Below are 24946 nucleotides of genomic sequence, written 5' to 3' on the forward strand. Positions count from 1 at the left end.
GTTCTACCTTGAATTTATTCATTGGCCTGCTGCTCCAGCGTATCCCGCAAGTTATCGCCAAAACGCAAGCTGCGCCATAGCTGGAAGATATTCTCCTGATGGCGATAGTTAAGAATCACCTGGCGTTTCGCGCTGAGCTGCGGGTTTTTCCCCTGCACCTGCGACGTTAATGTCAATTCGCCCTGATTATTCAGATCAAGCGTGGCATAAGAACGCCCAATCTCCAGATAGCGCAGCCAGCCAATCGCTGCCCCGCCTGCCAGATTTTTACTCGCTAACTCATCAGCCAGTTGGTTATCCAGCCGCAGCGTCAGAAAACCATCATTGGTAATTCGTCCGCCTTCAATCAGCATGGTCGGGTGATTAAAATTCAGTGGAAGCGTACCGCTCACGCGCCCAGACAGGGCAAACTGCTTTTGCTTCAGCACCGTAATGAGTTCGCTGAGATTCACGCTCTTCACGGTGAACAGCGCGGGTTCCCGCTGTGGCCAACGCAGCGTGGACAGGCCAATATGCCCATCTAATACATCCATATCGGCCTGAGACATAACCAGAGGTTGTCGTTCACTGTACGGGTAAAACCCCTGGAGATCGACGCGGATATTGCTCATCCGAAACAGGTTATCCAGCACGTCAATTCGCAGCGCAACAGGCTGTTTGACGCCCAATTGCCAACGCTGATCTTTCAGACGGTAAGGCAGGACAAAGTTGACGCCGCTCACCTCACCATCCTGTAGCCACAACCCGCCGTTTTTCACGACCCAATGTCCGCCCGCGCTGAATCCTTCTTTACGTGCAGCAGAGAATGCCGCCTGCGCGTAAAACTGTCCGGCGCGGATGTTCATTTTTAACAGCGGAGAAAGCAAAGGCTGAAACACTTTAAGCGGCTGTGTAGGCCACCACGCGCCGCCGCGCAATCTCTCCCCATCCCAACGGCCGCGCAGCCTGACCGGCCCGATATCGTCAGCCTGTAGCTGCCCCTGTAGCTGGAAATCATCCGGGCTACGCCCCTGCATCGCCAGCGTTAGCAACGAAGGCGGCAAGTAGCCTCCGTTGCTGAAGTGCGCCCGTTCGGAAGCCAGTTGTAGCGCGCCTTGAAAATGTTCACCTGAACGATCGCGCTGCCACCGGATCGGCTCAGTGATCGTCAGGCGGGGCTGATGCACCGTCACAATGCCATAGCCTAACTGATCCAAACCGCTCGACAACTGGGTGACTTCAATCAGGGTATCCTGCCACTGGCCTCGGCCGGCCACGTCCCACTGACCTTTCAACGGCGGTAGCTGGCCATTGCCCCAATAACGCCATTGCCACTGCCCTTGATCCGGCAAGAAATCCTGTGCCTGACCGTCAAGGTGCAGGCTGAAACGCCCCCAGTATGCTTCCCGCGCCTTCACAATCGCCTGTAGTCGCCCATTCACGCCCGTTGTACTGATTCGGACGCCCGCCAGCGGCCAGCGTGCTTCTTCAAGATAAATTTGCGGCGCAGGCGTTCCCCAGGCACGCAGCAGCGCCCCGGGTAAAAGAGAAAGTTCGGGATTGAGAATAGAGCCCTGCAATACCCCCGGCAGCGTCGCCGTCAGGGAGAGTGCGGGTAAGTTTGCCTGCCCGGTAAGCTGAAAGCGCAATTCGCTGTTGAGCAGGCCGATATTGCCCGGTCCCAGCACCAACACGGCGTTCGCCTTGCCATTATGCCCTTGCGTCAGCATGTTCAACCGCGCGTTAATCGTGGTGGCATCCAATCCTTGCCGCCAGTGCTGTAATGTCATAGCAACCTGCCCGGAGAGCGGCTGATCGGCATAAGGCCAGCGCCAGACGCCGTTAGTCACCTGAATGACCTCATCCGTCAACCGCCACGGCAGCGATATCAGCGGCGTCTCATCATTCGCCGCATGCAGTACCAGCTCACCCGCTTGATGATGCCAGTCCAACAGGAGCGAAAGCGGATCCGGCGTTTGCCCTGAATCCAGTTTTCCGGTGAGCCGTCCCTGCACCGGTGCAGCATCCAGCGTATCGGCCAGTTCCATCTCACCACTGACTTGCAGGCGCACGAACCCTGCCGGCGTGGAGAGCATGCTCTCATGCAGGGTCAGACGTTTCTCGTTCAGTTCTGCCTTAAACGCCAGTTGATCGCCCTGATAATCCAGCGTTTGTTGTCGCTTGCCGTCGCTGCTGAGTCGCAGCTGTCCGGCGTAATCCTGCCAGGGCTGTAGCGTAAACGTCTTCACCTGAATATCGGCAGCAGGCAATCGCTGCTGCCATTGCGCCAACTGCGCCGCTGGCTCAGTGCTGCTGCTTGCTGGCACATATTGCAGGCAGTCGCTGTTTAACGTCACGGCATCAATATCGACATGCCATCGCCAGCTATACCAACGTAGCGTCATATTCCGTACGTCAACGAGCGTGCACTCCCCGGCCATAAGTCTGAACCCTGCGCTATGCAGCCCACCGCCCTGCCAGCCAGGCGTCCCATTCACGGTCAAAGACATCTCCGTCGGGAGCCAAATGTTGGCAAGGCGCGGTAGCCACTGCGGCAATGCTCGCCAGGAAAGGAACAGCAATACGGCGAACAGAAAAGCCATTGAAAGTGCACGTTTTTTAATCATTAGCGCGAGTTAATCATCCTGTTCAATAGCGGTAAAAATTCGTCCTGTATGACTCTGTCGATTATTCATTCACAAATCGCTCTTTTTGTTAACAAACAGTCCCATCTAACTCACATTTACTACTATTGTGCATACGTACTCATTACCCTTTCGTGGTAAAATGTTTAATTGAGGTTATATTTTGTAATAAATCACGTTATCTCATCATGAACAAAGCGTTTACGGGTGGATATCAGGATTATCTCCTTCTGCCCGACCGCCTTAAAAAAAGCAATGAGCGACCTGAACCATTACCGCTATCCGCTGATTTATTGTCGTGGGTATGCCTCATGTTAAATCAGTATTCGGACACAGCATATCAAGGACTGCTTTATGCGTAATAACACCCCTGTAACCGACCGCCAACTCCCTCTTTCTGAAAAAACCAGACTCATGTCGGTCACCACGCCAGAAAGCCACATTACCTACGCAAACAAAGATTTTATTGATGTCAGCGGCTATACCACTGATGAGCTGATGGGGCAGCCCCATAATCTTATCCGACACCCGGATATGCCACCAGCCGCCTTCGCAGATATGTGGAAAACGCTGCGCGCGGGCAATATCTGGACGGGGATTGTGAAAAATCGGTGCAAAAATGGCGACCATTACTGGGTAAAATCCAGCACCACACCGCTGAGAAAAGGCGGTGAAATTGCCGGTTATATGTCCGTACGGACCGCCGCCTCGCCCGAAGAGATTCACCAGGCTGAGGCACTCTATGCCAGTGCAAACGAAGGTAAACTGAAATATCGCACCTTCCATCATGGCCTGCTTATTTATACCGGGCCATTGCGCATACTGAGTCTTTTTAAAACCATGCCGCTACGCTGGCGCATCCGCAGCTATTTTCTGCTCTTTAGCCTGATTCCGCTCATCGCCGCCTATTCCGTGTTGGCGGGAACGGCATTGGCTTCCGTACTCTTCCCGCTGCTTATCGCCTGCTGTTTTGTCAGTGGCGAGCTTCTGGTGCACCATGTTGCCCGTCCTATCGAGCAAATTCTGGCTCAGGCCATGCGTTCCGCCGCCGGGCAGGCGGACAACCTGACGCAGCTTAATCGCGTGGATGAAATTGGCATGTTAATGCGCGCGGTAAATCAGTCCGGTATGAATTTCCGCACCTTCGTAGACGATGTGAACACCAATCTGAGCGAGCTGAAAAACGCCTGTAATGAAATCGCGCAAGGCAACCATACGTTGGCACAGTGCTGCGAGGAAACGGAGGAAAGCCTGCAACAAACCGCCGCCTCCGTGGAACAGTTGACTGCAACAATAAAAAGTAATGCGGAAGCCTCGCTTCAAGCCTCACTCTATACGCAGGATGTGAATCAGGCAGTAAACTCTGGTGAGCAGGCTGTCAGCCAGGTCTCCGATACGATGGAGACGATCACCCGTTCCAGTGAACGGATTACGGATATCGTCAGCGTGATGGATAATCTCGCGTTCCAGACCAATATTCTAGCCGTGAACGCTGCTGTTGAAGCTGCCCATGCCGGAGAACAGGGTAAGAGCTTTGCGGTGGTCGCCAGTGAAGTACGTTCGTTGGCGCAGCGCAGCGCCTCTTCTTCCAGCGATATCTCGACCATTATTGACGAAACGCTGAATAGTATTCGTACCGGCGAACAGCAGGTTTCACACACACATAAATCCATGAGCAATATTCTGCTGCAGGTTCAGCACGTCACCAATTTGATGAATGAGATCAGCCTCGCAACGCAGGAACAATCTCAGGGGTTAGATCAAATTAATGAAGCGGTAAACCGTATCGATGAGCTCACGCATCAGAATACCGCGTTAGCCAGTCAGTCGCATTCGGCCACCGATCATCTGCAACAGCAGATATCAAGCATGGTGCAGGCAGCCTCTGTCTTCAGCCTTTCCCGCTAGCTAATCTCATCTTCACGGGCGCTCACATCAGGGCGTCCGTTTCCCTGTTTACTCGTCATTTTTCCCTTTCTTCAACATCCGTTGGCCACAGTGCAAATTCGCAGAGTCATAATATACTTAACAAATGAATGTTTTTGATCATCGGCGCATGCTCTGGCAGCAAGCTGGGTTAGGCGACGACTTCTCTAAAGAAAAATAACGATTTCCTAAAGAAAAAATAACGGACGAAACTAGTAAGAATATATAAGTCTACTCGCTAAGTATTTCGTGAAGATTGCCGTTAATTAAATAGCACTCATCGCTTTCCGTTAGTTAATGGATCTAAAAACATTACGTTTATGCTTGCTTATACTAAAAGGATCAATAAATGCGTAAGAATTTTCCGGTCAGTGATATTCAGTATTTATTAAATGAAAAAGCCAAGCTGATGTCGGTTACCACCACCGATAGCCATATCACTTATGCCAATGACGATTTTATTGATGCCAGTGGTTACGACTTTGAGGAAATCCTCCACCAACCTCACAATATCGTGCGCCACCCAGACATGCCCCCACAGGCGTTTGCCGACATGTGGGCCACGCTGAAGGCAGGTAAAATCTGGACGGCCGTCGTCAAGAACCGCCGCAAGAATGGCGATTACTACTGGGTAAAAGCCAGTACGACACCACTAATGAAAGAAGGAAAAATAACAGGATATATGTCGGTACGGACCCGAGTTTCACAGGAAGAAATTCGGCAAGCTGAAGCGCTTTACCATCAAATGAATGAGAATAAATTAAAGAACCGCCGACTCTTTCAGGGACTGCTGATTTATAAAGGACCGCTAAAACTTCTTAGCTTATTTAACGTTATTCCCGTACGTTGGCGGATAAGAAGCTACGTATTCCTTTTCATGCTATTCGCACTACTTTTCTTACTCGCTACCCTCCCACTCACTACACCGCTATTAGTTTTTGTTTTGGTGCTACTCACTGGCGCGGTAATAACCAGTGAATTATTAGTTCAACACCTGGCAAAACCACTGGAAAAGATTCTACGCCAAGCTATTAATTCCGCATCTGGACAGGCTGATAATGCGTTTCAACTTAATCGCGTGGATGAAGTTGGCATGTTATTACGGGCCGTCAATCAATCCGGCATGAATTTCCGCACGTTTGTCGATGATGTCAATGGCAAGCTGGCCGAACTGCGCCACGCCTGCGGCGAGATTGCTTCCGGGAATTACACGCTAAGCCAGCGCTGTGAAGATACCGCGCAAAGTTTGCAATCCACCGCGTCATCAATGGAAGAACTGACAGCGACGATTCAAAGCAACGCCTCGGCTTCACAGTTGGCAACACGCTGCGCGAACGATGCCAATCAGGCCGTCGATGCCGGTGAGAAAGCGGTGAGTCAGGTCACGGACACCATGGCGGTCATGACCCGTTCCAGTAAAGAGATTACCGACATCATCAGCGTGTTGGATAATCTGGCGTTCCAGACCAACATTCTGGCGCTCAATGCGGCAGTAGAAGCCGCTCACGCCGGAGAACAGGGCAAGAGCTTCGCCGTGGTCGCGGGAGAAGTCCGTATTCTGGCACAACGTAGCGCCGCTGCCGCCAAAGACATCGCGGCGATTATCGATACCACAATCGCGAACATTCATACCAGCGATAAATTGGTCAACCACACCAGCCAGTCGATGAACAATATATTGACTCAGGTGCAGCAGGTAACGCAGCTTGTGAATCAAATCAGCCTGGCGACACAAGAGCAATCGCAAGGGCTGGGGCAGATTAACTCGGCGGTGAACAACATTGATGAATTGACGCGCCAGAACACCATTTTAGCGACACATTCCAGTTCTGCCATTAACAGCCTGGAACAGCAGATCTCCACAATGTCCGAAGCTGTATCAGTTTTCAGCACGTCTCGCTAACATCGTTCTACGCTATTCTTGCCTCTCAATTTCAAACCGTTATTGTCAGTCAGGTAACGGTTTGTCACCGCACGATTTTCTGATAGCTTAACCTAAGGATTTTTCGGAGAAACTATCAATGAAACTGGCAATTTACAGCACGAAGCAGTATGACCGTAAATATCTGGAACAGGTCAATCAGCAGTTTGGCTATGAGCTAGAGTTTTTTGATTTTATGCTGACATCACGCACCGCAAAAACCGCCGCAGGCTGTCAGGCCGTCTGCATCTTTGTGAACGATGACGGTGGGCGCGAAGTGTTGACCGAACTGGCTGCGTTGGGCATTAAAACGCTGGCGCTGCGCTGTGCAGGCTTTAACAATGTCGATTTGGAAGCCGCTAAGGAGCTGGGTATCAGCGTGGTACGCGTTCCCGCGTATTCCCCCGAAGCCGTCGCCGAACATGCAGTCGGCCTGATGCTGACGCTTAACCGCCGCATTCACCGTGCCTATCAGCGTACTCGCGACGCGAACTTCTCTCTGGAAGGATTGATTGGCTTCAATATGCACAACCGGACGGCGGGCATTATCGGCACCGGAAAAATCGGCATCGCCACCATGCGCATCCTGAAAGGCTTTGGCATGCGACTGCTGGCCTTCGATCCCTACCCAAACCCGCAGGCCTTGGAATTAGGGGCGGAGTACGTCGATCTAAAAACGCTGTATGCCAATGCGGACGTCATCTCCCTGCACTGCCCGCTGACGCCGGAGAATCATCATCTGCTGAATCAGGCGGCCTTTGCACAAATGAAAAACGGCGTCATGATCGTCAATACCAGCCGTGGTGGACTAATCGACTCACAGGCCGCTATCGACGCGTTGAAGCAACAGAAAATTGGCGCGCTGGGTATGGACGTTTATGAAAACGAGCGCGATCTCTTCTTTGCCGATAAATCCAACGATGTGATTCAGGACGATATTTTCCGCCGCTTATCCGCGTGCCACAACGTGCTATTTACCGGGCATCAGGCGTTCCTGACGGAAGAAGCGCTAATCAGCATTTCCCAAACCACGCTACAGAACTTGAAAGACCTCAGCCAGAACGCGCCTTGCGCAAATCTGGTTACCTCTTAAGTTTTCCTGCGGCAGTGCTGACTGCCGCAACACTCACCCTGCCGGGCAACTTCCATTCATCAGCGATTGTTCGCTACAACGCTTACCGTTGGCTAACTGACAGGCTCCCACGCTCGCACCATCAAGCTGCCGGGAGATCGCCATCGTTCCACCAATCAACGTACAGTTAACGTCAACCGGCGAACTGCTTTTCAGCAACACCACGGTGCTCGTGTCATCATTTTGCGTGGCGTTTTGCTGAGTTGCGACAGTGTTCTCACTATGATTACTGCATCCTGCCAGCAGGAGCGCAGCGGCAGTACATAGCCATGGCAATAGTTTCATGTTTTGGCCTCGGATCGGGTGGAGCGAAAGTGCTGATACCACGTTTGGCATCAACACCTGTCGAATAGATTTTTCAGACGAGGACTATATCTATCACAAATCACATCAGTCAACACCTGTTACCGTTGATTCATAGCCAGAACTTCTATAAAAAGTCGATATAAATAATAATGATGTTTTGATAAAAAAACTGAATATTGTAACCATCATCACAATATTCAGTCTATTGATCATCAGAATAGCGATATGATTTTGCTGATTCGTTTTAAATTAAATGATTATTTCTTTCCATTTTCCTTGATCTTCAGTTCACCTGGGATTCTGATTTCATAGGGTGTACCCGATAAATTATTAAGCACACCTGTTGCCCACTCTCCTAATGCACCTCGATGTGTACTTGGATTCGCATCATAAGTGTCATTATATGACCGGATAACGCCTTCATACTGCCATGTTCCGTCGGATTTAACATTAAGAACCCCTTCCGTTCTCATAGTTATATTCCCGAGATATGCAGCCACAGAATAACCATCCAGCGCTGTATTACGAACGAAATCGCTTCCAATATCAAAACGACCCACATTTTTTCCATTTAATAAAGACATGATAGGTGGTATTTGTGACACGTTAATATTAAAACCAACATCATTTATATTTATAGACCTTTCCACGCCATTCCCAAAAAGATAATGGTCAAAAGCCTCAAATGGAGCAGTTACACCGCTTAATATCTCCCCAGAGCGAGGAAGACTATCTTTCAGGTCATTAAAAAATTCCAACCCAGTTTCTGCCAATTCAATTTCAAAATCTTCTAATATTTTATCTTCATAGCCAGTTTCAATGGTGCAATCGCTTTTAGGATAAGAACAACACGTCAAAATGTATTTTTTCTCCTGTTTTTCACTTAGAAACGATCCATCAGATTGGTCTACCTCACCGCTGGAAATTAAAGCAACACAGGAGGAACATGCACCAGCACGGCATGAATAAGGTAAATTAACACCTTGCTTCTCAAATTCATCTAAAATATATTTATCATCAGGAACTTCGATTTCAGCGCCCGTAGTTACATCTTTAACTTTATAAGTAGCCATTTTTATTCCTTTCATTTTTAACAGTTAAAATTATTTAATCGCGTGTGAATCCTCCTTGAGCGCTCACATCTGAACCGCCTTTTATTTGTACAGTAAAAACCAGTATCTTTATTAAATTAATTCATGAACATCGCGAGGGTTTTCGCTCAATAGATGGTGATAGTCACAGCGCGATAAATACATTACGCTTAATAACTTTTCTCTTATTTTAAAGTGATTTACCAATCAGGTAGTTTGTCGATTAGTACAAAAGACTAATCAACCTATATTACTAAGCGAGTGAACAAGAGGAATATAAGACTGTTTTTTATGAAAGCAGTATTACTACCCTTTTAAAAAATCCACCAGATGATTTTATTAAACCCTCATGAATCATTTTAATCTCATTACCTATTATTTACATTCCATTCATTTCTTTTCAGACACTGTTGCTAACAGTCTCTCCTGAAAAATCCACACTGAATATTTTCAGTCACATTGAATTATTTATAACCATCACTCTTTTACTGTGATGTTACCTGCATGCTTAAGAGTTGCAGAAGGTAGGAAATTTCCACGGGAATAACTGGGCATTCTGCGGCGATGATCAGTAATACTAGCAGGAGAAGGCAAACGCTCTACATTGATTTCCAATTAAGCACCAGCCACTGCACCGGGGAATACACAGAAGGTTTTAGGTATCTGCTACTAATCTTGCAGATCATTAAGGTCCGTGCCCCCCCGTTAAATGATTAATATCAACACTCACGTTATTACTCCTGCATGCCTATTTGTCGGATAGACCCGAAAGGGAAAATACGAATCGCTGCCCATGTGAATAAGCGCTTTATTGCTAAAGTGCTTATCGGCACAAACAAAAAAGCCCTCCGAAGAGGGCCGATACCAAATTTGTGGTATAAAAAACCGGAGCAGCTTTTTAAGGCATACTCCGGTATCTTTGGGGAATTTAGCGCGTATCTTTCTTACACGCAAGAGATATCAAAGAAGTTTGAATTTTTCCAACGTGGCTTTTATTTCTTTTCTTAAACTAGCTTCGTCGAATTCGTAATTATCACGATCCGATTCTGGATTATAGCAATCAGCCAAGCAAAAAATACTAGACGACGCTTCATCTACTTCTTTCCCATCGATTGACAACCGATTAGCATCCCTTTCTTCTTTCCACATGAGAATGTAAGAATCTGAGAAATTATCAGCATTAATTTTAGATTCAACAAAATCCCTCGCAAAATCAATAAGTTTACTACTCATCTTAACACCCCATTATTAACGTAGTTTTTATACTGCTGAGAATCAACATCCAACTTCCAACCGGAAATAAATTTATTATCCTTATCCATGACAACAACATTATTCGTCTTCGGGTTAAAGAAAACCCTTGAATCCTTCACAAGTAGATATGTCCCTTTTTCAAAAGTTTCTTTTCCCTCTAAGTGTGTAATAATTGCATCTCTAAATTTAGTCAGTGTTTCACTATTTTTTCTGGTATCAACAATATCAAAATCTTTGGCATGTTTAAGATACTTTTTGTCCAGTTGCTTACGAGTAAACCGATCTGAATCCAAGGGATCGTTAAACACCACATAAATCGGTTCAACTCCGCTGCCATCTGCTGTCGGTGTCCAGATGATATAATCATCGAACTCCACCGGCTCTGCAACTGGTGTTACCGTAACTGTGATTTTATCAACAGGTTTAACATCAACACCAGTATTCAGTAATGCTTTATAGTCAGGTGCAATATTACCCGTATTACCGACATTTCCGGTCGGAGGAAACGCTGGGTTTTCCAGTACAAGGCGAGATGGAACACCATCAATTTCTGCGCTAAAAATACCCGTATTTTTGTCATAACTCCCCGCTACACCTCTGACACTCGAAGGGATTCGCAGACTACCCGCTTTGAATGCCCGAAGAACCCTTTCTCCATTCCCATCAGAAAATGCCAGACGAATGGGAAGATCCAGACTTCCATTTTTCTTGGCTAAATCGTCCAAGTTAGTAGGAGATTTATATCCCGGAATGTCTTTTACTGGGATGGAAAATAAAATATCGACATCCTTCCCAATAATCTTACCGCTGCCAATCATCCCTTGTGGATTATATGAAAAAGAGGCTAATGCCCCAGAAGGAACATTTTGGGAAATAGATGCAGTAGTTCCAGATGTAGCAGCATAAAATGCTGACAACAGTGTACTAAGTTGAGTTTGCACTGTGCCAAATGTTGATACATTAACCCTGTTGCGTTTTATTTCTTTTTCTTCGGCAAGCGTTCGCTCCGTTTCAACCTGAAGCCGATTATTCTCAGCAAGCAATTGCTCAGCCTTAGCCAGATCAGAACGAGCCTGGTTCAGAACTTGACTATCCTGTTCCAATGCATTGTTTACCCTGAAATACGCCTGATGCAAATTATTCATATCCTGCCATAAAGCAAGATAAATAGGATATCCCGGCCCTCCAGTTATACCTGCACTTAACAGTCCCCTATTTTGATTATAAAAATTGTCGCGATTTTTCGCAGCTGTATTCACCTGTTCTTGGTAAACCGCAACAGTTTTGGTTTTTTCGGAAATGGTTTCCGTAGAGCTTTCTTTAAGCTGTTGAGCAAAAGAGAGCACTTGACGGATTTCAGTTAATTTTCGCTCTGCCGCTGCAACAGGATGTCGCAACAACCACTCCTGATCACGGCGTTTAGCTTCTTCAACCTGCTTTTTCTCTTCCTCGGCGGTGACAATTTTTGAAAGAGACACGTACACAGGTTCATGATCGCTGCCAAAATCAATAAATGCATGATGCGTATCAGCTACCGGCGAGGAAAGGAAAGAAGATACCTGAATATCATCTTTTACTTTCGGCGGATTCTGTGCCAAAGCTGGTTTGGTATTATCGACTTTGATTTGGAATGCAGGCTCACCAGCAATAATTTTCGCCGAATACACGCCAGGTACTGCCGTTTTCTCCGCTTTAACCACGGGAATATTCGCGACTGGTGCATTCGTCGTGGGCTGAGTAAGAGCCAGTTGACGCTGGGAAAGTTCGGTATTAATCACACTTTGTGCCAGTAAACTGGCGGGAGCTGTTGGCAATGATTTGATTTCACTGACAGGCAAACTGCTGACGAAACCTGCAGGCATTGCTGTAACGTTATACCCTTTATTTAATACTCCCTGTTGAGCAGCTAACTGGGCTAAAGCCTGCTGATGTGCTTGATTGTATATAGAATCGAGACTACTGGGAGCGGTACTAGAGGGCCACATTCCGGCGGCAGTAACACCAAATACCCGCCCAACGACCGGAAGTGATCTGCCAATCACTGCACTGAGTGCTGCAAGTTTAGTGTTAATTGCTGCTCTGACATTTGCGAGTTCAGTCTCAATTGCCGCCGTATTTATTGTGAACCCTAGCTTTCCATAAAGAGGATAAACCTGCATCGGTATAGCGACTGCCAAATAAGGATTTACGATAGCTTGCTTTTCTGGGTTTTTACTAAAATCAACGGCAGAGCCACCTTTATCATTGTTCCTGTCATTACCCCCCTTGCGGTCATCGTTCGCCGGTGAATCCCAACCACCGCCACCATCAACGGTCATTGTATCTCCATCGTTTGGAGCATATAAACGGTACTTAATCATTGAAGTTCTCCATCAGAAAATCGCATTACTGTTTTTTTATACAGTAATGCAATTATAGAGGCTTCTCTGAACTAGCTAAAGCATTCGCCTAATTTCATAAACACAGTTAATAAACTGATTTTAAAAATCTATTTTATCAATCTGTCCCTGAATGGTCTGCATCATCTGAGCATTCAGCGCGTCAACCTCCCGCGTCGTGTTCTCCATATCCTTTCACAATTCCCTTAGTTAGACCTGCACTGGAAGCGCTTCAATCTCAAATGAAAATCACGGGGAACAAGCGCGCAAAGGTGAGCAAAAAATTAGCTACTCTTTCTCATCCATCGGGTAATTCTGTTACCGCTGTAAAACGATCTGGCATTCGTCGCCGTAATCCGTACCATACACGCCATGATCGTGCAGACCGTGTTGGCGTCTGCGCTGAACCGTTTTCCATCCGCAACGCCTTTTGCAACGAGCACAGATAAAAATGTTAGAAAATCAACAAATTAACCAAAAACAGCAATACAATCTCAACAAATTGCAAAAGCGCCTGCGGCGTAACGTCGGCGAAGCTATCGCTGATTTCAATATGATCGAAGAAGGCGACCGCATCATGGTGTGCCTGTCCGGCGGGAAAGATAGCTTCACCATGCTGGAAATTCTGCGCAATCTGCAACAGAGTGCGCCGATTAACTTTTCTCTGGTTGCGGTGAATCTGGATCAGAAGCAGCCGGGGTTCCCGGAGCACGTTCTGCCGCAATACCTTGATAGCATTGGCGTGGAATACAAGATCGTCGAAGAAAATACCTACGGGATTGTGAAAGACAAGATTCCAGAAGGGAAAACCACCTGCTCACTGTGTTCACGCCTGCGCCGCGGGATTCTGTATCGTACCGCGACGGAGCTCGGCGCAACAAAAATCGCCTTGGGTCACCACCGCGACGATATCCTGCAAACGCTATTCCTGAATATGTTCTACGGCGGGAAACTGAAAGGCATGCCGCCGAAGCTGATGAGCGACGACGGTAAGCATATCGTCATCCGCCCTCTCGCCTACTGCCGTGAAAAAGATATCGAACGCTTTGCTGAAGCCCGTCAATATCCGATTATTCCGTGCAACCTGTGCGGGTCGCAGCCAAATCTGCAACGTCAGGTGATTAAAGACATGCTGCGCGACTGGGACAAACGCTATCCTGGCCGCATTGAGACCATGTTCAGCGCCATGCAGAACGTTGTGCCTTCTCATCTTGCCGATCATGCGCTGTTCGATTTTAAAGGTATTCGTCACGGTAGCGACGTGGTGGACGGTGGCGATCTGGCTTTTGACCGTGAAGAACTGCCGTTGCAGCCCGTTGGCTGGCAGCCGGAAGATGACGACGACGTGCCATCAGTGACCCGCCTTGACGTGCTGGAAATAAAATAAGTGCGACATTCTCGTGAGGGAATGGTATTGCCGTAAAGAATAGAGACACGGTGGTAAGAAGCAGCGGTTGCTGTTTCACCACCGTGTTTTTTATTGCCGTTTTCTGTTACGTAGAGTGCCGTTATCGGTCTTGCGGTGGTTCAATGACAGGTTCGTGTTCCGGCCCTGTCGGTGGCGGGTCAGGAATGGGCGGTGGATCGGGAAGCGGATGCGGTATCGGATCGTTCGGTATAATGGGAATCGGTTCAACCGGAACCGTGTCAGCTTGAAGATAATCCGTCGCGTCTTGAGTGAGCATATTTTCCTCCTCGGTGTTGGATAATGTTAAGGCAAATCCAGCTACTGAAGCAGTACAGACATGCGTTACGGCTGGTCAAACAACGCTAGCGCGTCTCTTTAAGCGTAGTAAGCTAATGAATAAAATGCCAAAGGCATTTTATAACGTCGCTTGCGACGGCCCGAAGGGTATGGCGCGTTAGCCCACCATAATAAAATGCCAAAGGCATTTTACAACGTCGCTTGAAGGGTGACGGAAAAGGTCAGGATCGAGGGGCAAAAAAAAGCCGACAAAACTGTCGGCATGGTGTGAATCAATTGTGCTATGCAGTAATTCAAAAAAGGAAGTAAGACAATATGGAGCGCAACGCCCATCGCTTGACGTTGCATTCACCTGCGGGAATGATAGTGCCGCACAATAGGGTAAAAAATGTTGATATCGCTCAATTTACGCGTGGTTTTTTAGCCGTTCACAACAGTTTGTGATTATCTGCGCATCCACTCACCGTAAGTCGTTATAGCCATTTACTGCGTTTTAACCACCATGCAACGCCGCCTACCAATATCACCAACATCAGGCAGAACGTGAAAAAACCAAACGGTGCATCGCCGCCGGGAATTCCCCCTAAGTTGACGCCAAATAAGCCGGTTAAGAACGTCGTCGGCAGGAAAACCATCGCCAAAAGCGACATCGTATAGGTACGGCGGTTCATCGCTTCGGTCATCAACGCGGTGATTTCATCCGACAGTACCGTGGTGCGCGCAATACTGGCATCCAAATCCTCCAGCCCGCGCCCTAATCGATCGGCAATTTCCTGCATTCTGCGGCGATCGTCATCCTGCATCCAGGGCAGTTTCTCGCCGGAAATCCGCGAGAATACATCGCGCTGTGGCGTCATATAGCGACGTAATACGATAAGCTGTTTACGAATCAGCGCCAGCTCGCCACGCGGCGGAATTTTTTGCTCCAGCAAATCCTCTTCCAGATCGATGATTTTCTCATGCAAATCATCAATAAACTCGCTGGTATGATCGGTCAACGATTCCGCGATAGAGACCAGCCAGCTTCCGCTATCCGTCGGGCCATTGCCTTCTTTCAGGTCGGTGAGAATCTCGTCGATAGCCAGAATCTTACGGCGTCGGGTAGAAATAATCAGTTTGTCGGTAATGAATACCCGAACGGCCACCAGTTGATCCGGCCGCGCATTGGCATTTAGGTTAATGCTGCGCAGCGTGATCAGTGTACCTTCACCCAAACGCGTGACTCTGGGACGAACGCTTTCCCCCGCCAACGCATTGCGTACGCTATCCGGCACCAGCATTGTTTTATTCAACCAGCGCACGCTGGCAGGCAAGGTTGAATCCAGATGTAACCAGCAGGGTTTCTCGCTGTTAACCACATCCTGCTCACCAATCGGAGTCACGCCCCCCTTTCCATCCAACTGATACGCATGAACCGCACCGCTGTGTTGCAACTCTTTTCCTGCCAAGGATTCCACGTCTTGCCTCCAACGGTTTTGCTATCAGTTCTGTTGCTATCAGTGTTGTACTCTGCCAGAAGGAGCGACCATCACGATCGCCCCTACTTTATTGCCACATCATTCGATGTATTACTACAGTACTTAATGCTTTTCGATGTAAAGCATGTGGCTGTATGCCACGTCTTCCGGGTTAGTAATCGGATAGCCCTTCACCCACGGTTTGATCAAGCGCCCGTTGGTGTATTGATAGATCGGCGCAATCGGTGCTTCATCCATCAAAATCTGCTCTGCCCGGTTGTAGTCCGCATTCAACGCCTGCGGGTTAGTCTGATTACCCGCTTCATCCAGGACACGATCGTAATTCGCATTTTTAAAGCGCGCGATATTCCCGCTGTGGTGCGACGCCAGCAACGAAAGGAATGTCGATGGTTCGTTGTAGTCACCGACCCAGGACGCTCGCACGACATCAAAATTGCCGCTGTTGCGGCTGTCGATATAGGTTTGCCACTCTTGGTTGGACAGACGCACGTCTACGCCCAATGTCTTCTTCCACATGGAGGCCACGGCAATCGCGATCTTCTGGTGGCTTTCCGACGTGTTGTACAGCAGCGATAATTTCAGCGGATTATTGGGGCCGTAACCCGCCGCTGCCATCAGCGCTTTTGCCTGCGCGTCCAGTTCATCCTGAGAATACTGCTGCAACAGGCTTTCCGTCGGTTTGAAGCCCGCGGTGACATCCGGCGTAAAGTGCCAGGCCGGCTTTTCCCCCGTGCCCAATACTTTTTCCGCAATCACTTTACGATCGATGGCGTAAGACAGCGCTTTTCGCACTCGTACGTCATTGGTCGGCGCACGCTGCGTGTTAAACGCGTAATAATAGGTGCCAAGCTGATCTGGCGTATAAACCTGGCCGGGCAAGTCTTTCAGCAGCTTCTGGTACAGGTTTTTAGGAAACGACTCAGTGATATCGATATCCCCAGACAGGTAGCGCTTCGTCGCGTTCGATTCCTGATTGATCGGAACAAAGGTCACCTTTGTCAGGCGCGTGTGGGCGTTATCCCAATAATATGGATTCTGCGTGAGCACCAGCTTCTCATTGACGACGCGCTGATCCAGCTTAAACGCGCCATTGCCAATCAGATTGCCCGGTTTCGTCCAGTCGTTGCCGAATTTTTCTATCGTGGCCTGATGCACCGGGAACAGGCTGAAATTTGCCGTCAGGCTGACAAAATAAGGTACGGGCTTGCTGAGCTGCACTTTCAGCGTGTGATCATTGACGGCCGTCACGCCAAGCTGATCGACGGGCAGCTTGCCCGCGAGAATCTGCTCGGCATTCTGAATCCCCGCCAGTCGAGCAAACCAGGCGAACGGCGAGCTGTTTTCAGGGTTGACCAAGCGACGCCAGCTGTAGACAAAATCCTTTGCCGTAACGGGTTCACCGTTAGACCAGCGGGCATTATCACGCAGGGTAAAGATAAACGTGCGGTTATCGGTCGTCTGCCAGCGCAGCGCTACACCCGGGACCAGGTTCCCTTTCGCGTCCTGATTGACCAGCCCTTCAAACAGATCGCGTGCCACCTGAGCTTCGGGCAACCCTACCGCTTTTATCGGATCGAGAGAAGCGGGTTCATCTTTAATGTGACGAACGATTTCTTGCTTCTCAGCCAGAACCGTTCCCGCCGGAACCTGCGCCGCGACGGCATTGCCCGTCATGGCCGCCATCAACGCGGCATAAAATGCAGAATATCCATAGTGCATGATGATTTGACCTGAAAGCTTAATGAATTGATTGAAGAATATAATAGTCAGAAATCAGCGCTATCATCCAGCGATACCCCCGCAATTTGTCAGCCCACATCGCCGTTTGCGTCTCCGGGCCGATTTTTTTATGATGAAATGCATAGGTAACCACAAGGCGACAACATGGAAAACCCGATCATTCCTCTTCAGGCGCGCCAGCAACGAGGCAATTTACCTTCGCTGGGCGAACCGTATGGGAAATCGCTGCTGGGCGCACCGCTGCTGTATTTCCCAGCCGAATTAGCTCCCTCAGAGAGCGGGCTGATTATTGCCGGAACACACGGCGATGAAACCGCAGCAGTCGTGGCGCTTTCCTGCGCGCTGCGTACCCTTTTTTCAGGCCAGCGCCGCCATCACGTGATTCTTGCGGTGAACCCGGATGGCTGTCAGTTGGGCCTGCGTGCCAACGCTAACGGTGTCGATCTCAATCGCAATTTCCCGGCCAGTAACTGGCAACCGGGGAAGACGGTCTACCGCTGGAATAGCACCGCAGATGAACGCGATGTCGAGCTATCCACGGGCGAAACCGCAGGTTCGGAGCCAGAAACAAAAGCCCTTTGCACGCTGATTGAGAAACTTAATCCTCACTGGGTTGTCTCTTTTCATGAGCCACTCGCGTGTATTGAAGATCCACATCATTCCGAACTCGGTCGCTGGTTGGCGCAGCAGTGCGAACTGCCGTTAGTATCGAGTATCGGTTATGACACGCCTGGCTCTTTCGGAAGTTGGTGCGCCGATCGTTCGCTTCATTGCATTACCGCTGAGCTTCCACCAATCTCGGCAGATGCCGCCAGCGAATGCTACCTGAAAGCGATGGTGGCGTTGCTAAGCCAGCAATTTTAATCGTAATTTTTATACCAATGTTGCTAATGTTGCCCTAAACTGAGCAGCGTGTTAATCACCTGTAATTAAGGACGCAAACATGTCACAGAACGTACATTTTCAAGGCAATCCTGTGCCAGTAGCAGGGTCATTCCCAGCCAAAGGAAGCAAAGCCCCAGCATTTACTCTGGTGGCTAAAGATCTGTCCGATACCCCGCTGAGCAACTATGCTGGCAAGCGCAAAATCCTGAACATTTTCCCAAGCATCGATACCGGTGTTTGTGCCGCGTCCGTGCGCAAATTCAACCAACTGGGTTCTGAACTGGATAACACCGTTGTTCTGTGTATCTCTTCCGATCTGCCGTTCGCGCAGTCCCGTTTTTGCGGTGCGGAAGGCCTGAACAACGTCGTTGTGCTGTCTACCCTGCGTGGCGGTGAGTTCAAAGAAAGCTACGGTGTGGCGATTGCCGATGGCGCACTAAAAGGTCTGACTGCTCGTGCGGTTGTTGTACTGGATGAAAACGACAACGTTCTGCATAGTGAACTGGTGAACGAAATCACCACTGAACCAGACTACGACGCAGCACTGGCTGTACTGAAATAAGCTACTGACCTTACATGAAAAACGGCTGCGCAAGCAGCCGTTTTGTTATTTACTCTTCGTCATCCCCTGCCGATTTGCGTTGGCTGAGTCCATATTCCCGCAGTTTGTTGGCTATCGCCGTGTGCGATACGCCTAACCGTTTCGCCAGTTTACGTGTGCTTGGATAAGATTGATAAAGGCGGGTCAGCACAGAACGCTCGAAGCGTTTGTTGATGTCGTCCAGCGAGCCATCAAGCAGGGTTTCATCTTGCGGGGCATCAATCGAAAACGCCGGGAGATCGATGTCCTGCATATGCAGTTCGTTACCTTCCAACCGCGTCAGTGCGCGATAAATGGTATTTCGTAGCTGCCTAACGTTACCCGGCCAGCCGTACTGCGGCAGGAAATGCTCCACATCTGCGGCCAGTTTGGGGCGAGGAATCCCCTGTTCGTCGGCAAAGCGCGCCACGAACAGCTCGGCCAGCGGCATAATATCCGCCGGACGCTCGCGCAGCGGCGGTAACGTCAGCGAGAGTACATTGAGGCGATAATAAAGATCTTCCCGGAACTCACCGCGCTGCACCAGCTCCAACAGGTTTTTCTTGGTCGCGCAAATCACCCGCACGTCGACATGGACTTCATGATCTTCACCGACGCGGCGGAATGTCCCGTCATTCAGGAAACGCAGCAATTTAGTCTGCATCTGTGCCGACATTTCACCGACTTCATCCAGCAGAACCGAACCGCCGTTAGCTTGTTCGAAGAAGCCTTTTTTGCCTTCCTGCGCGTTGAGATACGCGCCGGGCGCATGGCCGAACAGCTCGCTCTCCATCACGTCATCGGGTAACGCCGCGCAGTTCAGCGCCAGGAAAGGATTTTTGCCACGCGGCCCGCGCAGGTGGCAGGCTCGCGCCAGCATATCCTTCCCCGTCCCCGTATCGCCCACAATCAGCAGCGGCGCGTCCAGCATCGCTAATTTGCGCGCCTGCTCAATCACCTGACGCATTTTCGGGCTAACAGCCACGATATGATCGAACTCATGTTCATCATTCACGGCGAGGTTCTGCAACTGGCGGCCCATGCGAGCAGTCGATTTCAGCATCACCAGCGCGCCCGCCGTTGCCACTTTACCGGCATCATCTTCCAGACGGACGGGCGTCATTTCCAGCAAGAAATCCTGACCGCGAATCACTACACGCTCCGCCACGACGGCGCTGCTCTTCTCCAGCCAACTGGCGAAATTGAAACCGGGGATCATGCTGCCAATCGTCAAGTCGCTGATGGTCTCTGCCGATTGTTCAAACAGCGCCAGCGCCGCGGGGTTAAACAGCTCCAGTTTTCCTTTCATATCCAGCGAGAATACGGGTTCAGGCATCGATTCCAGCAGCGCATTCAACGCCCGATGCTCGCGCTCAGACGGCATGAACGCCACGGTACGCACATCGCTGACGCTGTCAATACGGCGGATTTCCGTCATCAGCAGACGGAAATCATCAAAATCGAGAGTGGCAAAATTGAGGTAGATACGACCAATAGACGCAATTTCAATGCCGCGTAAATCAATATTGCGTGACGCAAGTAGATCCAACAGTTCACGGACCATACCAATGCGGTCTTCACAAATCACTTCCAGATGCATCAACGGCTACCTTCTTCAAGAGACACGATATGGCTATTGCTACTGATAATACCCTTTCGTTTGCACCGGATGAAGTAAGGTGGCAGCAAAAGTTGACACATCTGTACGTTTTTTCCACGTCAATGACGAAACGGGGTTAAGACAGTGGCGTCGTCGCCATCGCCACAATGGTTCGAATGCCTTCCAGATAGTTACCGAGGCGTAAATTCTCATCAAAACTATGCTGATTATTATCGGCGTTCACCAGGGGAACGATGACGTAAGGCACTTTCAATACGCTGACCGCGCCGCTCATCGGCAGCGTCCCACCCATCATACGATTCTTCTCCGGTGCGATGCCGCGCGGTGCGGTTGTAGTCGCAACCGCCCAGTGACCCAGCGGGGAATCGATCTCGGTTCTGGCCGCATAGGCGCTGCTCGGATAGGCCGTCAGGCTAAGGGAAATCAGATGCGGATACTGCTCGCGTTCGGCCTGCGTAGGCGCTTCACCGGCAATGATATGAAAGCCTTTGCTGGCGATATACTGGCGTAACAGCGCATACATATCATCCGGCGGCGTCTCCGGCACGGTGCGAATATTCACGCTGGCCGTCGCAGTTGACGGAATGGCGTTCGAAGCCTTTTTGCCCGTGTCGCCCGCTTTAATGCCGAGAATATCCAGCGAAGGATATTGCACCGCCTCTGCCGCATTGCTCGCGACCTTCTCTAACTGAGCAACACCAAAGCGTTTCTCCAGCGAACCCGCGGGCGGTGCGGTCTCTGCGACTTGTTTTTTATCGCTCTCGCTAAGCGTGACGCGGTCATAGTAACCGGGAATCGTGACCTTACCGTCCGCATCTTTCATGCTAGCCAACAGCGTGGCCAAATTTTGCACCGGATTGGGAATGACATTGCCATAACCACCGCTGTGCGCCGCCGCGTTCGCACCGAAAACCGTCATATCGATCTGGATTGACCCACGATTGCCAAAGTTGATGCCAGGGCGATTGCTGGACGGCATTGCACCGTCATAAATCACCATACCATCACTTTTCAGCAACGTCAGATTGTCGGCCATGACCTTTGTCAGGCCGGGCGAACCTTTTTCCTCTTCAGAATCCAGCAGCACTTTGATGTTGACCGCAGGCTCAACGCCTTTATCTTTCATTGCGTCCATGGCGGCAAGAAACATCACGATCGGCCCTTTATCATCGGCCGATGCCCGGGCGAAGAGGCGCCATTCTGGATTGATATCCCCTTTCAGAAGGCGTGACTCAGGCAGCGTCTGCCATTTACCCGCAGCGTCTTTTTCTTTCAGCACGGGCTGCCACGGTGGCGTTTGCCACTCGGACGGATTCACAGGCTGTCCGTCAAAATGCATGTAGAACAAGATGGTTTTACGATCGGCTTTTGGCGTGCCCAGCTCAGCATAGACCAGCGGCTTATCACCATTTGCCAGCTGTTGCGTGGTGAAGCCACGCCTCTGAAAAGCCTTTTCCAGCCAATCGGCATTACGCTGGATATCCGCAGGCACGGCAGCATCATTTGGCAATGTGAGTAGTTCGAGATATTCAGGGAAGCTGTGTTGCGCGTAACGTTCCGCATCGGCGGGTGCCAGTACCAGCTGTGCGCTGGCAGGTAAGCAGAGCATGGCTGCCGACAGCGACAGTGCTGCCAGCGTCAATTTTTTACCGGGAATCATAAAAACGTCCTGTTATACAGAAATGAGGAGTTTTTATCCTACACACGATTTTGTAACAAAGGTACTGTCTGCCAAAATCGCACGCGGCTTGTACTGCATTTCATTGTTAAGCCACGATAAAACGACGATGGCACACTGCCTGTACCATCGTTTTCAGCTCTAACGCCCTTTTTGCAGCGTTTCTTTCACCTGACCAATCAGTTCGCGGCGGAAATCGCCGAGGCGCGGTTTGTCATCCAGCCACGGTAACGGGCGGCACAGTTCCATTGCTTTGATACCCAAGCGCGCGGTCAGCAGCCCTGCACCAATGCCCTGTGCAGCACGAGTTGATAGCCGCGCGGCAAGATCCTGCGACATCCAGTCCATGCCAATTTCCCGCACCAGCTCCGAGGCACCAGCAAACGCGATATTGACCAGCACCAGCCGGAACAGGCGAATGCGGCTGAAATAGCCAAGTTCGATGCCGTACAGCGCGGCAATACGGTTAATCAGGCGCAGATTGCGCCAGGCGATAAATGCCATATCCACCAGCGCCAGCGGGCTGACGGCGATCATCAAGGTGGATTCCGCCGCCGAGCGGCTGATTTCACGCCGCGCCTGCGTATCCAGTACGGGCTGAACCAGACGTGCATAAAGCTCCAGCACTTCACGGTCGTTGTGAGTTTCATGGAGAGAAGCCTGCCAGCGCTGTATGGCTGGATGGCCGCTATCCAGCCCTGCCTGACGTGCCAGCTTTTCACAGAATTCGCGCCCGCGCCCCACGCCGTGGCTATGTAACAGATCGCGAGCCACGTCGCGCTCTTCCGCCCGTTCCCGCAAGCGGTAGAGGCGTCGCCACTCGACAGCCAGCGAACCGACGCCCGCCGCGACAATCAGGCTGCCTGCGGTAATGCCGCCCAGCGCGATCCAATCTTGTTGTACCCAGGCGTTATGCAGTGACTGCACGCCCTGTGCCAGCGCGCTAACACCAAACAGCCCGATTCCCGCCATCACCATACGCCGCCACAGGCTGCGCTTTGGTCGCAGCGCCGCGCTGATCGCTTCTTCCGCCGCACCTTCTTCCGGTACCTCTTCTTCGCGGCTGATCGGGGAAAATGGCGTGCCGCTCTGCTCGTCAAATGCTAACCCGGCACGCAGTTGCGGCTGTGGCTCTTGCGGTGAAACGTCATCGAACGTGACGCGGGGTTTCAGTGGTTCGTTCATCGCAATTTATCCTTTAACAGAAAGTCCATGACCGTATCCAACCGGATATGCGGCAACGGTGTGTCTACCGTCATCTCGCGCGGACGAAATTGATCGAAATGGAAGCCCTGCGTTTGCCAGAATGCCGCGCCCGGCAAGCGTGCTGGCACTTCACCGGGGTAGACCGTCAACGGCTGACCGTCGCTGAGCCGATGCCCTTTCAGCGCCGGAATTTTCTGGCCCTGATGATCGACCACCCCGCTCTGCGTTGACTGGATCGACGCAATGCCTTCACAGCGCATATCGATGCCTTCAAACGCGGCGTTCTGCCACGCTTCCTGCACCAGTTGCTGAAGCAACGACACCAGATTGGCGTGCTGGTCGGCGGTAATGTGATCCGCTTTACTCGCCGCAAACATCAGTTTGTCGATGCAGGGCGAGAACAAGCGCCGGAACAACGTGCGCTTCCCGTAATGAAAACTTTGCATCAGTTGGGTGAGCGCCAGCCGCATATCGTTAAACGCATGAATGCCGCTATTGAGTGGTTGTAGGCAATCGACCAGAACAATCTGCCGGTCGAAGCGCACAAAGTGATCCTTATAAAATCCTTTGACGACCGACTGACAGTAATAATCAAAACGCTTGCGCAGCATGCCGATGTTGGTTTTCTCATCCGCCTGCGCCAGCTTAGCTTCACCGATCTGATTCACCTGCGGCCAGGGGAAGAATTGCAGCACCGGCGCGCCCGCCAGATCGCCCGGCAGCACAAACCGACCCGGTTGAATAAAGTGCAGCCCTTCCTGTTTGCAGCGATGCAGATAGTCGGTGTAAGCCTGCGCCACCTCAGCAAGCTGGTTTTCATCCACCGGAGCCAGCGGATCAATTTTCTCACACAGCGCCAGCCAGGGTTTGGCCCACTCGGTGCGTCCCCCTTGCAGCAAACCACTCATCTGCTGTGACCAGCTCAAATAGGTTTGCTCCAGCAGCGGCAAATCCAGCAGCCATTCGCCGGGGTAATCGACAATTTCCAGGTAGAGCGTCGAGGTATCTTTGAAATGACGCAGCAACGAATCCTTAGAGCGATAGCGCAGCGCCAGACGAATCTCACTCACACCGCGCGTCGGCGTTGGCCAAGCCGGCGGCGAACCATACAGCGCGGCCATACCTTCATCATAAGCAAAACGCGGCACGCCCAGATCGCGCTGCGGCACACGCTTTACTCCCAGCAATCGCTCTTCGCGCACGGGGGAAAACATCGGCAAGTGTGCACCGCTGTGGGTATTCAATAATTGATTGACGAACGCGGTGATAAACGCGGTTTTGCCACTGCGGCTCAACCCGGTGACGGCAATCCGCAGGTGGCGATCTACGCCGCGATTGACCAGTGAGTTAATTTCGTTCTGTAGTCGACTCATAGAATGAACCATCACTCCTTTGGTTGAGAGATATATCGTATCAATATA

The 24946-nt window shown here is 50.5% G+C and carries 18 protein-coding genes; 6 read left to right on the forward strand and 12 right to left on the reverse strand.

What is annotated here, in order from left to right:
* Window positions 1-14: 14 nt before the first annotated feature.
* Entirely contained in the window at window positions 15-2606 is a 2592-nt protein-coding gene (locus tag H4F65_RS03870) for a YdbH family protein (protein WP_010276835.1), read from the reverse strand.
* A 372-nt stretch (window positions 2607-2978) separates the two neighbouring features.
* On the opposite strand from H4F65_RS03870, the gene H4F65_RS03875 reads away from it, so the two are divergent.
* The 3 genes from H4F65_RS03875 (at window position 2979) to H4F65_RS03885 (ending at window position 7564) form a co-directional block, all read left to right on the forward strand.
* Entirely contained in the window at window positions 2979-4532 is a 1554-nt protein-coding gene (locus tag H4F65_RS03875; protein ID WP_010276832.1) for a methyl-accepting chemotaxis protein, read from the forward strand.
* A gap of 367 nt (window positions 4533-4899) precedes the next feature.
* A complete protein-coding gene (locus H4F65_RS03880) occupies window positions 4900-6453 on the forward strand; it encodes a methyl-accepting chemotaxis protein (RefSeq protein ID WP_010276829.1) in 1554 nt (517 codons plus the stop codon).
* 118 nt (window positions 6454-6571) lie between these two features.
* Window positions 6572-7564, forward strand: a complete 993-nt coding sequence (locus H4F65_RS03885; protein ID WP_010276827.1) for a 2-hydroxyacid dehydrogenase — start codon at window positions 6572-6574, stop codon at window positions 7562-7564.
* A 33-nt stretch (window positions 7565-7597) separates the two neighbouring features.
* On the opposite strand, the gene H4F65_RS03890 is transcribed toward H4F65_RS03885, so the two are convergent.
* The 4 genes from H4F65_RS03890 to H4F65_RS03905 form a co-directional block, all read right to left on the reverse strand.
* Window positions 7598-7888, reverse strand: a complete 291-nt coding sequence (locus tag H4F65_RS03890) for a putative hemolysin (protein WP_039319826.1) — start codon at window positions 7886-7888, stop codon at window positions 7598-7600.
* 278 nt (window positions 7889-8166) lie between these two features.
* Window positions 8167-8982, reverse strand: coding sequence for a lipid II-degrading bacteriocin (locus tag H4F65_RS22215; RefSeq protein WP_010276821.1), 816 nt, complete (start codon window positions 8980-8982; stop codon window positions 8167-8169).
* Window positions 8983-9960: 978 nt separating this feature from the next.
* Window positions 9961-10233, reverse strand: coding sequence for a colicin immunity domain-containing protein (locus H4F65_RS03900; protein ID WP_010276816.1), 273 nt, complete (start codon window positions 10231-10233; stop codon window positions 9961-9963).
* On the reverse strand, window positions 10230-12614 hold the full coding sequence (locus H4F65_RS03905) for a colicin-like bacteriocin tRNase domain-containing protein (RefSeq protein ID WP_010276813.1): 2385 nt from the start codon (window positions 12612-12614) through the stop codon (window positions 10230-10232). Before H4F65_RS03905 ends, H4F65_RS03900 begins: the two co-directional genes overlap by 4 nt.
* Window positions 12615-13083: 469 nt before the next feature.
* Between H4F65_RS03905 and ttcA the strand changes: the two genes are divergently transcribed.
* Window positions 13084-14019: a tRNA 2-thiocytidine(32) synthetase TtcA gene (gene ttcA / locus H4F65_RS03910; protein ID WP_010276810.1), complete on the forward strand. Its 936-nt coding sequence runs from the start codon at window positions 13084-13086 to the stop codon at window positions 14017-14019.
* Between the two features lie 121 nt (window positions 14020-14140).
* Here ttcA and H4F65_RS03915 read toward each other — a convergent pair whose 3' ends face one another.
* The 3 genes from H4F65_RS03915 to H4F65_RS03925 form a co-directional block, all read right to left on the reverse strand.
* On the reverse strand, window positions 14141-14317 hold the full coding sequence (locus H4F65_RS03915) for a hypothetical protein (protein ID WP_010276808.1): 177 nt from the start codon (window positions 14315-14317) through the stop codon (window positions 14141-14143).
* A 493-nt stretch (window positions 14318-14810) separates the two neighbouring features.
* Window positions 14811-15794 (reverse strand): zinc transporter ZntB, encoded by a 984-nt coding sequence (gene zntB, locus H4F65_RS03920; RefSeq protein ID WP_010276805.1) that lies wholly within the window; start codon window positions 15792-15794, stop codon window positions 14811-14813.
* Window positions 15795-15917: 123 nt separating this feature from the next.
* Window positions 15918-17534: a peptide ABC transporter substrate-binding protein gene (locus H4F65_RS03925; RefSeq protein WP_010276801.1), complete on the reverse strand. Its 1617-nt coding sequence runs from the start codon at window positions 17532-17534 to the stop codon at window positions 15918-15920.
* A gap of 165 nt (window positions 17535-17699) precedes the next feature.
* Here H4F65_RS03925 and mpaA point away from each other — a divergent pair, with 165 nt between their 5' ends.
* On the forward strand, window positions 17700-18419 hold the full coding sequence (gene mpaA, locus H4F65_RS03930) for a murein tripeptide amidase MpaA (protein ID WP_010276800.1): 720 nt from the start codon (window positions 17700-17702) through the stop codon (window positions 18417-18419).
* 79 nt (window positions 18420-18498) lie between these two features.
* Window positions 18499-19002 carry a thiol peroxidase gene (gene tpx, locus H4F65_RS03935; protein WP_010276796.1) on the forward strand — a complete coding sequence of 168 codons (504 nt, stop codon included), beginning with the start codon at window positions 18499-18501 and terminating at the stop codon, window positions 19000-19002.
* Window positions 19003-19051: 49 nt separating this feature from the next.
* Here tpx and tyrR read toward each other — a convergent pair whose 3' ends face one another.
* The 4 genes from tyrR to H4F65_RS03955 all read right to left on the reverse strand — a co-directional run bounded on the left by tyrR (window position 19052) and on the right by H4F65_RS03955 (window position 24898).
* Window positions 19052-20620, reverse strand: a complete 1569-nt coding sequence (tyrR, locus tag H4F65_RS03940; RefSeq protein ID WP_010276795.1) for a transcriptional regulator TyrR — start codon at window positions 20618-20620, stop codon at window positions 19052-19054.
* Window positions 20621-20756: 136 nt separating this feature from the next.
* Window positions 20757-22301 (reverse strand): M20/M25/M40 family metallo-hydrolase, encoded by a 1545-nt coding sequence (locus H4F65_RS03945; protein WP_010276792.1) that lies wholly within the window; start codon window positions 22299-22301, stop codon window positions 20757-20759.
* A 159-nt stretch (window positions 22302-22460) separates the two neighbouring features.
* Window positions 22461-23504, reverse strand: coding sequence for a YcjF family protein (locus H4F65_RS03950; RefSeq protein ID WP_010276789.1), 1044 nt, complete (start codon window positions 23502-23504; stop codon window positions 22461-22463).
* Entirely contained in the window at window positions 23501-24898 is a 1398-nt protein-coding gene (locus H4F65_RS03955; RefSeq protein WP_010276784.1) for a YcjX family GTP-binding protein, read from the reverse strand. Before H4F65_RS03955 ends, H4F65_RS03950 begins: the two co-directional genes overlap by 4 nt.
* Window positions 24899-24946 lie beyond the last annotated feature (48 nt).

It is taken from the genome of Pectobacterium brasiliense (assembly GCF_016950255.1).
GTDB lineage: Bacteria > Pseudomonadota > Gammaproteobacteria > Enterobacterales > Enterobacteriaceae > Pectobacterium > Pectobacterium brasiliense.

Coding starts and splice junctions, on each gene's coding strand:
- H4F65_RS03870 (WP_010276835.1), bottom strand. CDS start 2,606: ATGATTAAAAAACGTGCACTTTCAATGGCTTTTCTGTTCGCCGTATTG.
- H4F65_RS03875 (WP_010276832.1), top strand. CDS start 2,979: ATGCGTAATAACACCCCTGTAACCGACCGCCAACTCCCTCTTTCTGAA.
- H4F65_RS03880 (WP_010276829.1), top strand. CDS start 4,900: ATGCGTAAGAATTTTCCGGTCAGTGATATTCAGTATTTATTAAATGAA.
- H4F65_RS03885 (WP_010276827.1), top strand. CDS start 6,572: ATGAAACTGGCAATTTACAGCACGAAGCAGTATGACCGTAAATATCTG.
- H4F65_RS03890 (WP_039319826.1), bottom strand. CDS start 7,888: ATGAAACTATTGCCATGGCTATGTACTGCCGCTGCGCTCCTGCTGGCA.
- H4F65_RS22215 (WP_010276821.1), bottom strand. CDS start 8,982: ATGGCTACTTATAAAGTTAAAGATGTAACTACGGGCGCTGAAATCGAA.
- H4F65_RS03900 (WP_010276816.1), bottom strand. CDS start 10,233: ATGAGTAGTAAACTTATTGATTTTGCGAGGGATTTTGTTGAATCTAAA.
- H4F65_RS03905 (WP_010276813.1), bottom strand. CDS start 12,614: ATGATTAAGTACCGTTTATATGCTCCAAACGATGGAGATACAATGACC.
- ttcA (WP_010276810.1), top strand. CDS start 13,084: ATGTTAGAAAATCAACAAATTAACCAAAAACAGCAATACAATCTCAAC.
- H4F65_RS03915 (WP_010276808.1), bottom strand. CDS start 14,317: ATGCTCACTCAAGACGCGACGGATTATCTTCAAGCTGACACGGTTCCG.
- H4F65_RS03925 (WP_010276801.1), bottom strand. CDS start 17,534: ATGCACTATGGATATTCTGCATTTTATGCCGCGTTGATGGCGGCCATG.
- mpaA (WP_010276800.1), top strand. CDS start 17,700: ATGGAAAACCCGATCATTCCTCTTCAGGCGCGCCAGCAACGAGGCAAT.
- tpx (WP_010276796.1), top strand. CDS start 18,499: ATGTCACAGAACGTACATTTTCAAGGCAATCCTGTGCCAGTAGCAGGG.
- tyrR (WP_010276795.1), bottom strand. CDS start 20,620: ATGCATCTGGAAGTGATTTGTGAAGACCGCATTGGTATGGTCCGTGAA.
- H4F65_RS03945 (WP_010276792.1), bottom strand. CDS start 22,301: ATGATTCCCGGTAAAAAATTGACGCTGGCAGCACTGTCGCTGTCGGCA.
- H4F65_RS03950 (WP_010276789.1), bottom strand. CDS start 23,504: ATGAACGAACCACTGAAACCCCGCGTCACGTTCGATGACGTTTCACCG.
- H4F65_RS03955 (WP_010276784.1), bottom strand. CDS start 24,898: ATGAGTCGACTACAGAACGAAATTAACTCACTGGTCAATCGCGGCGTA.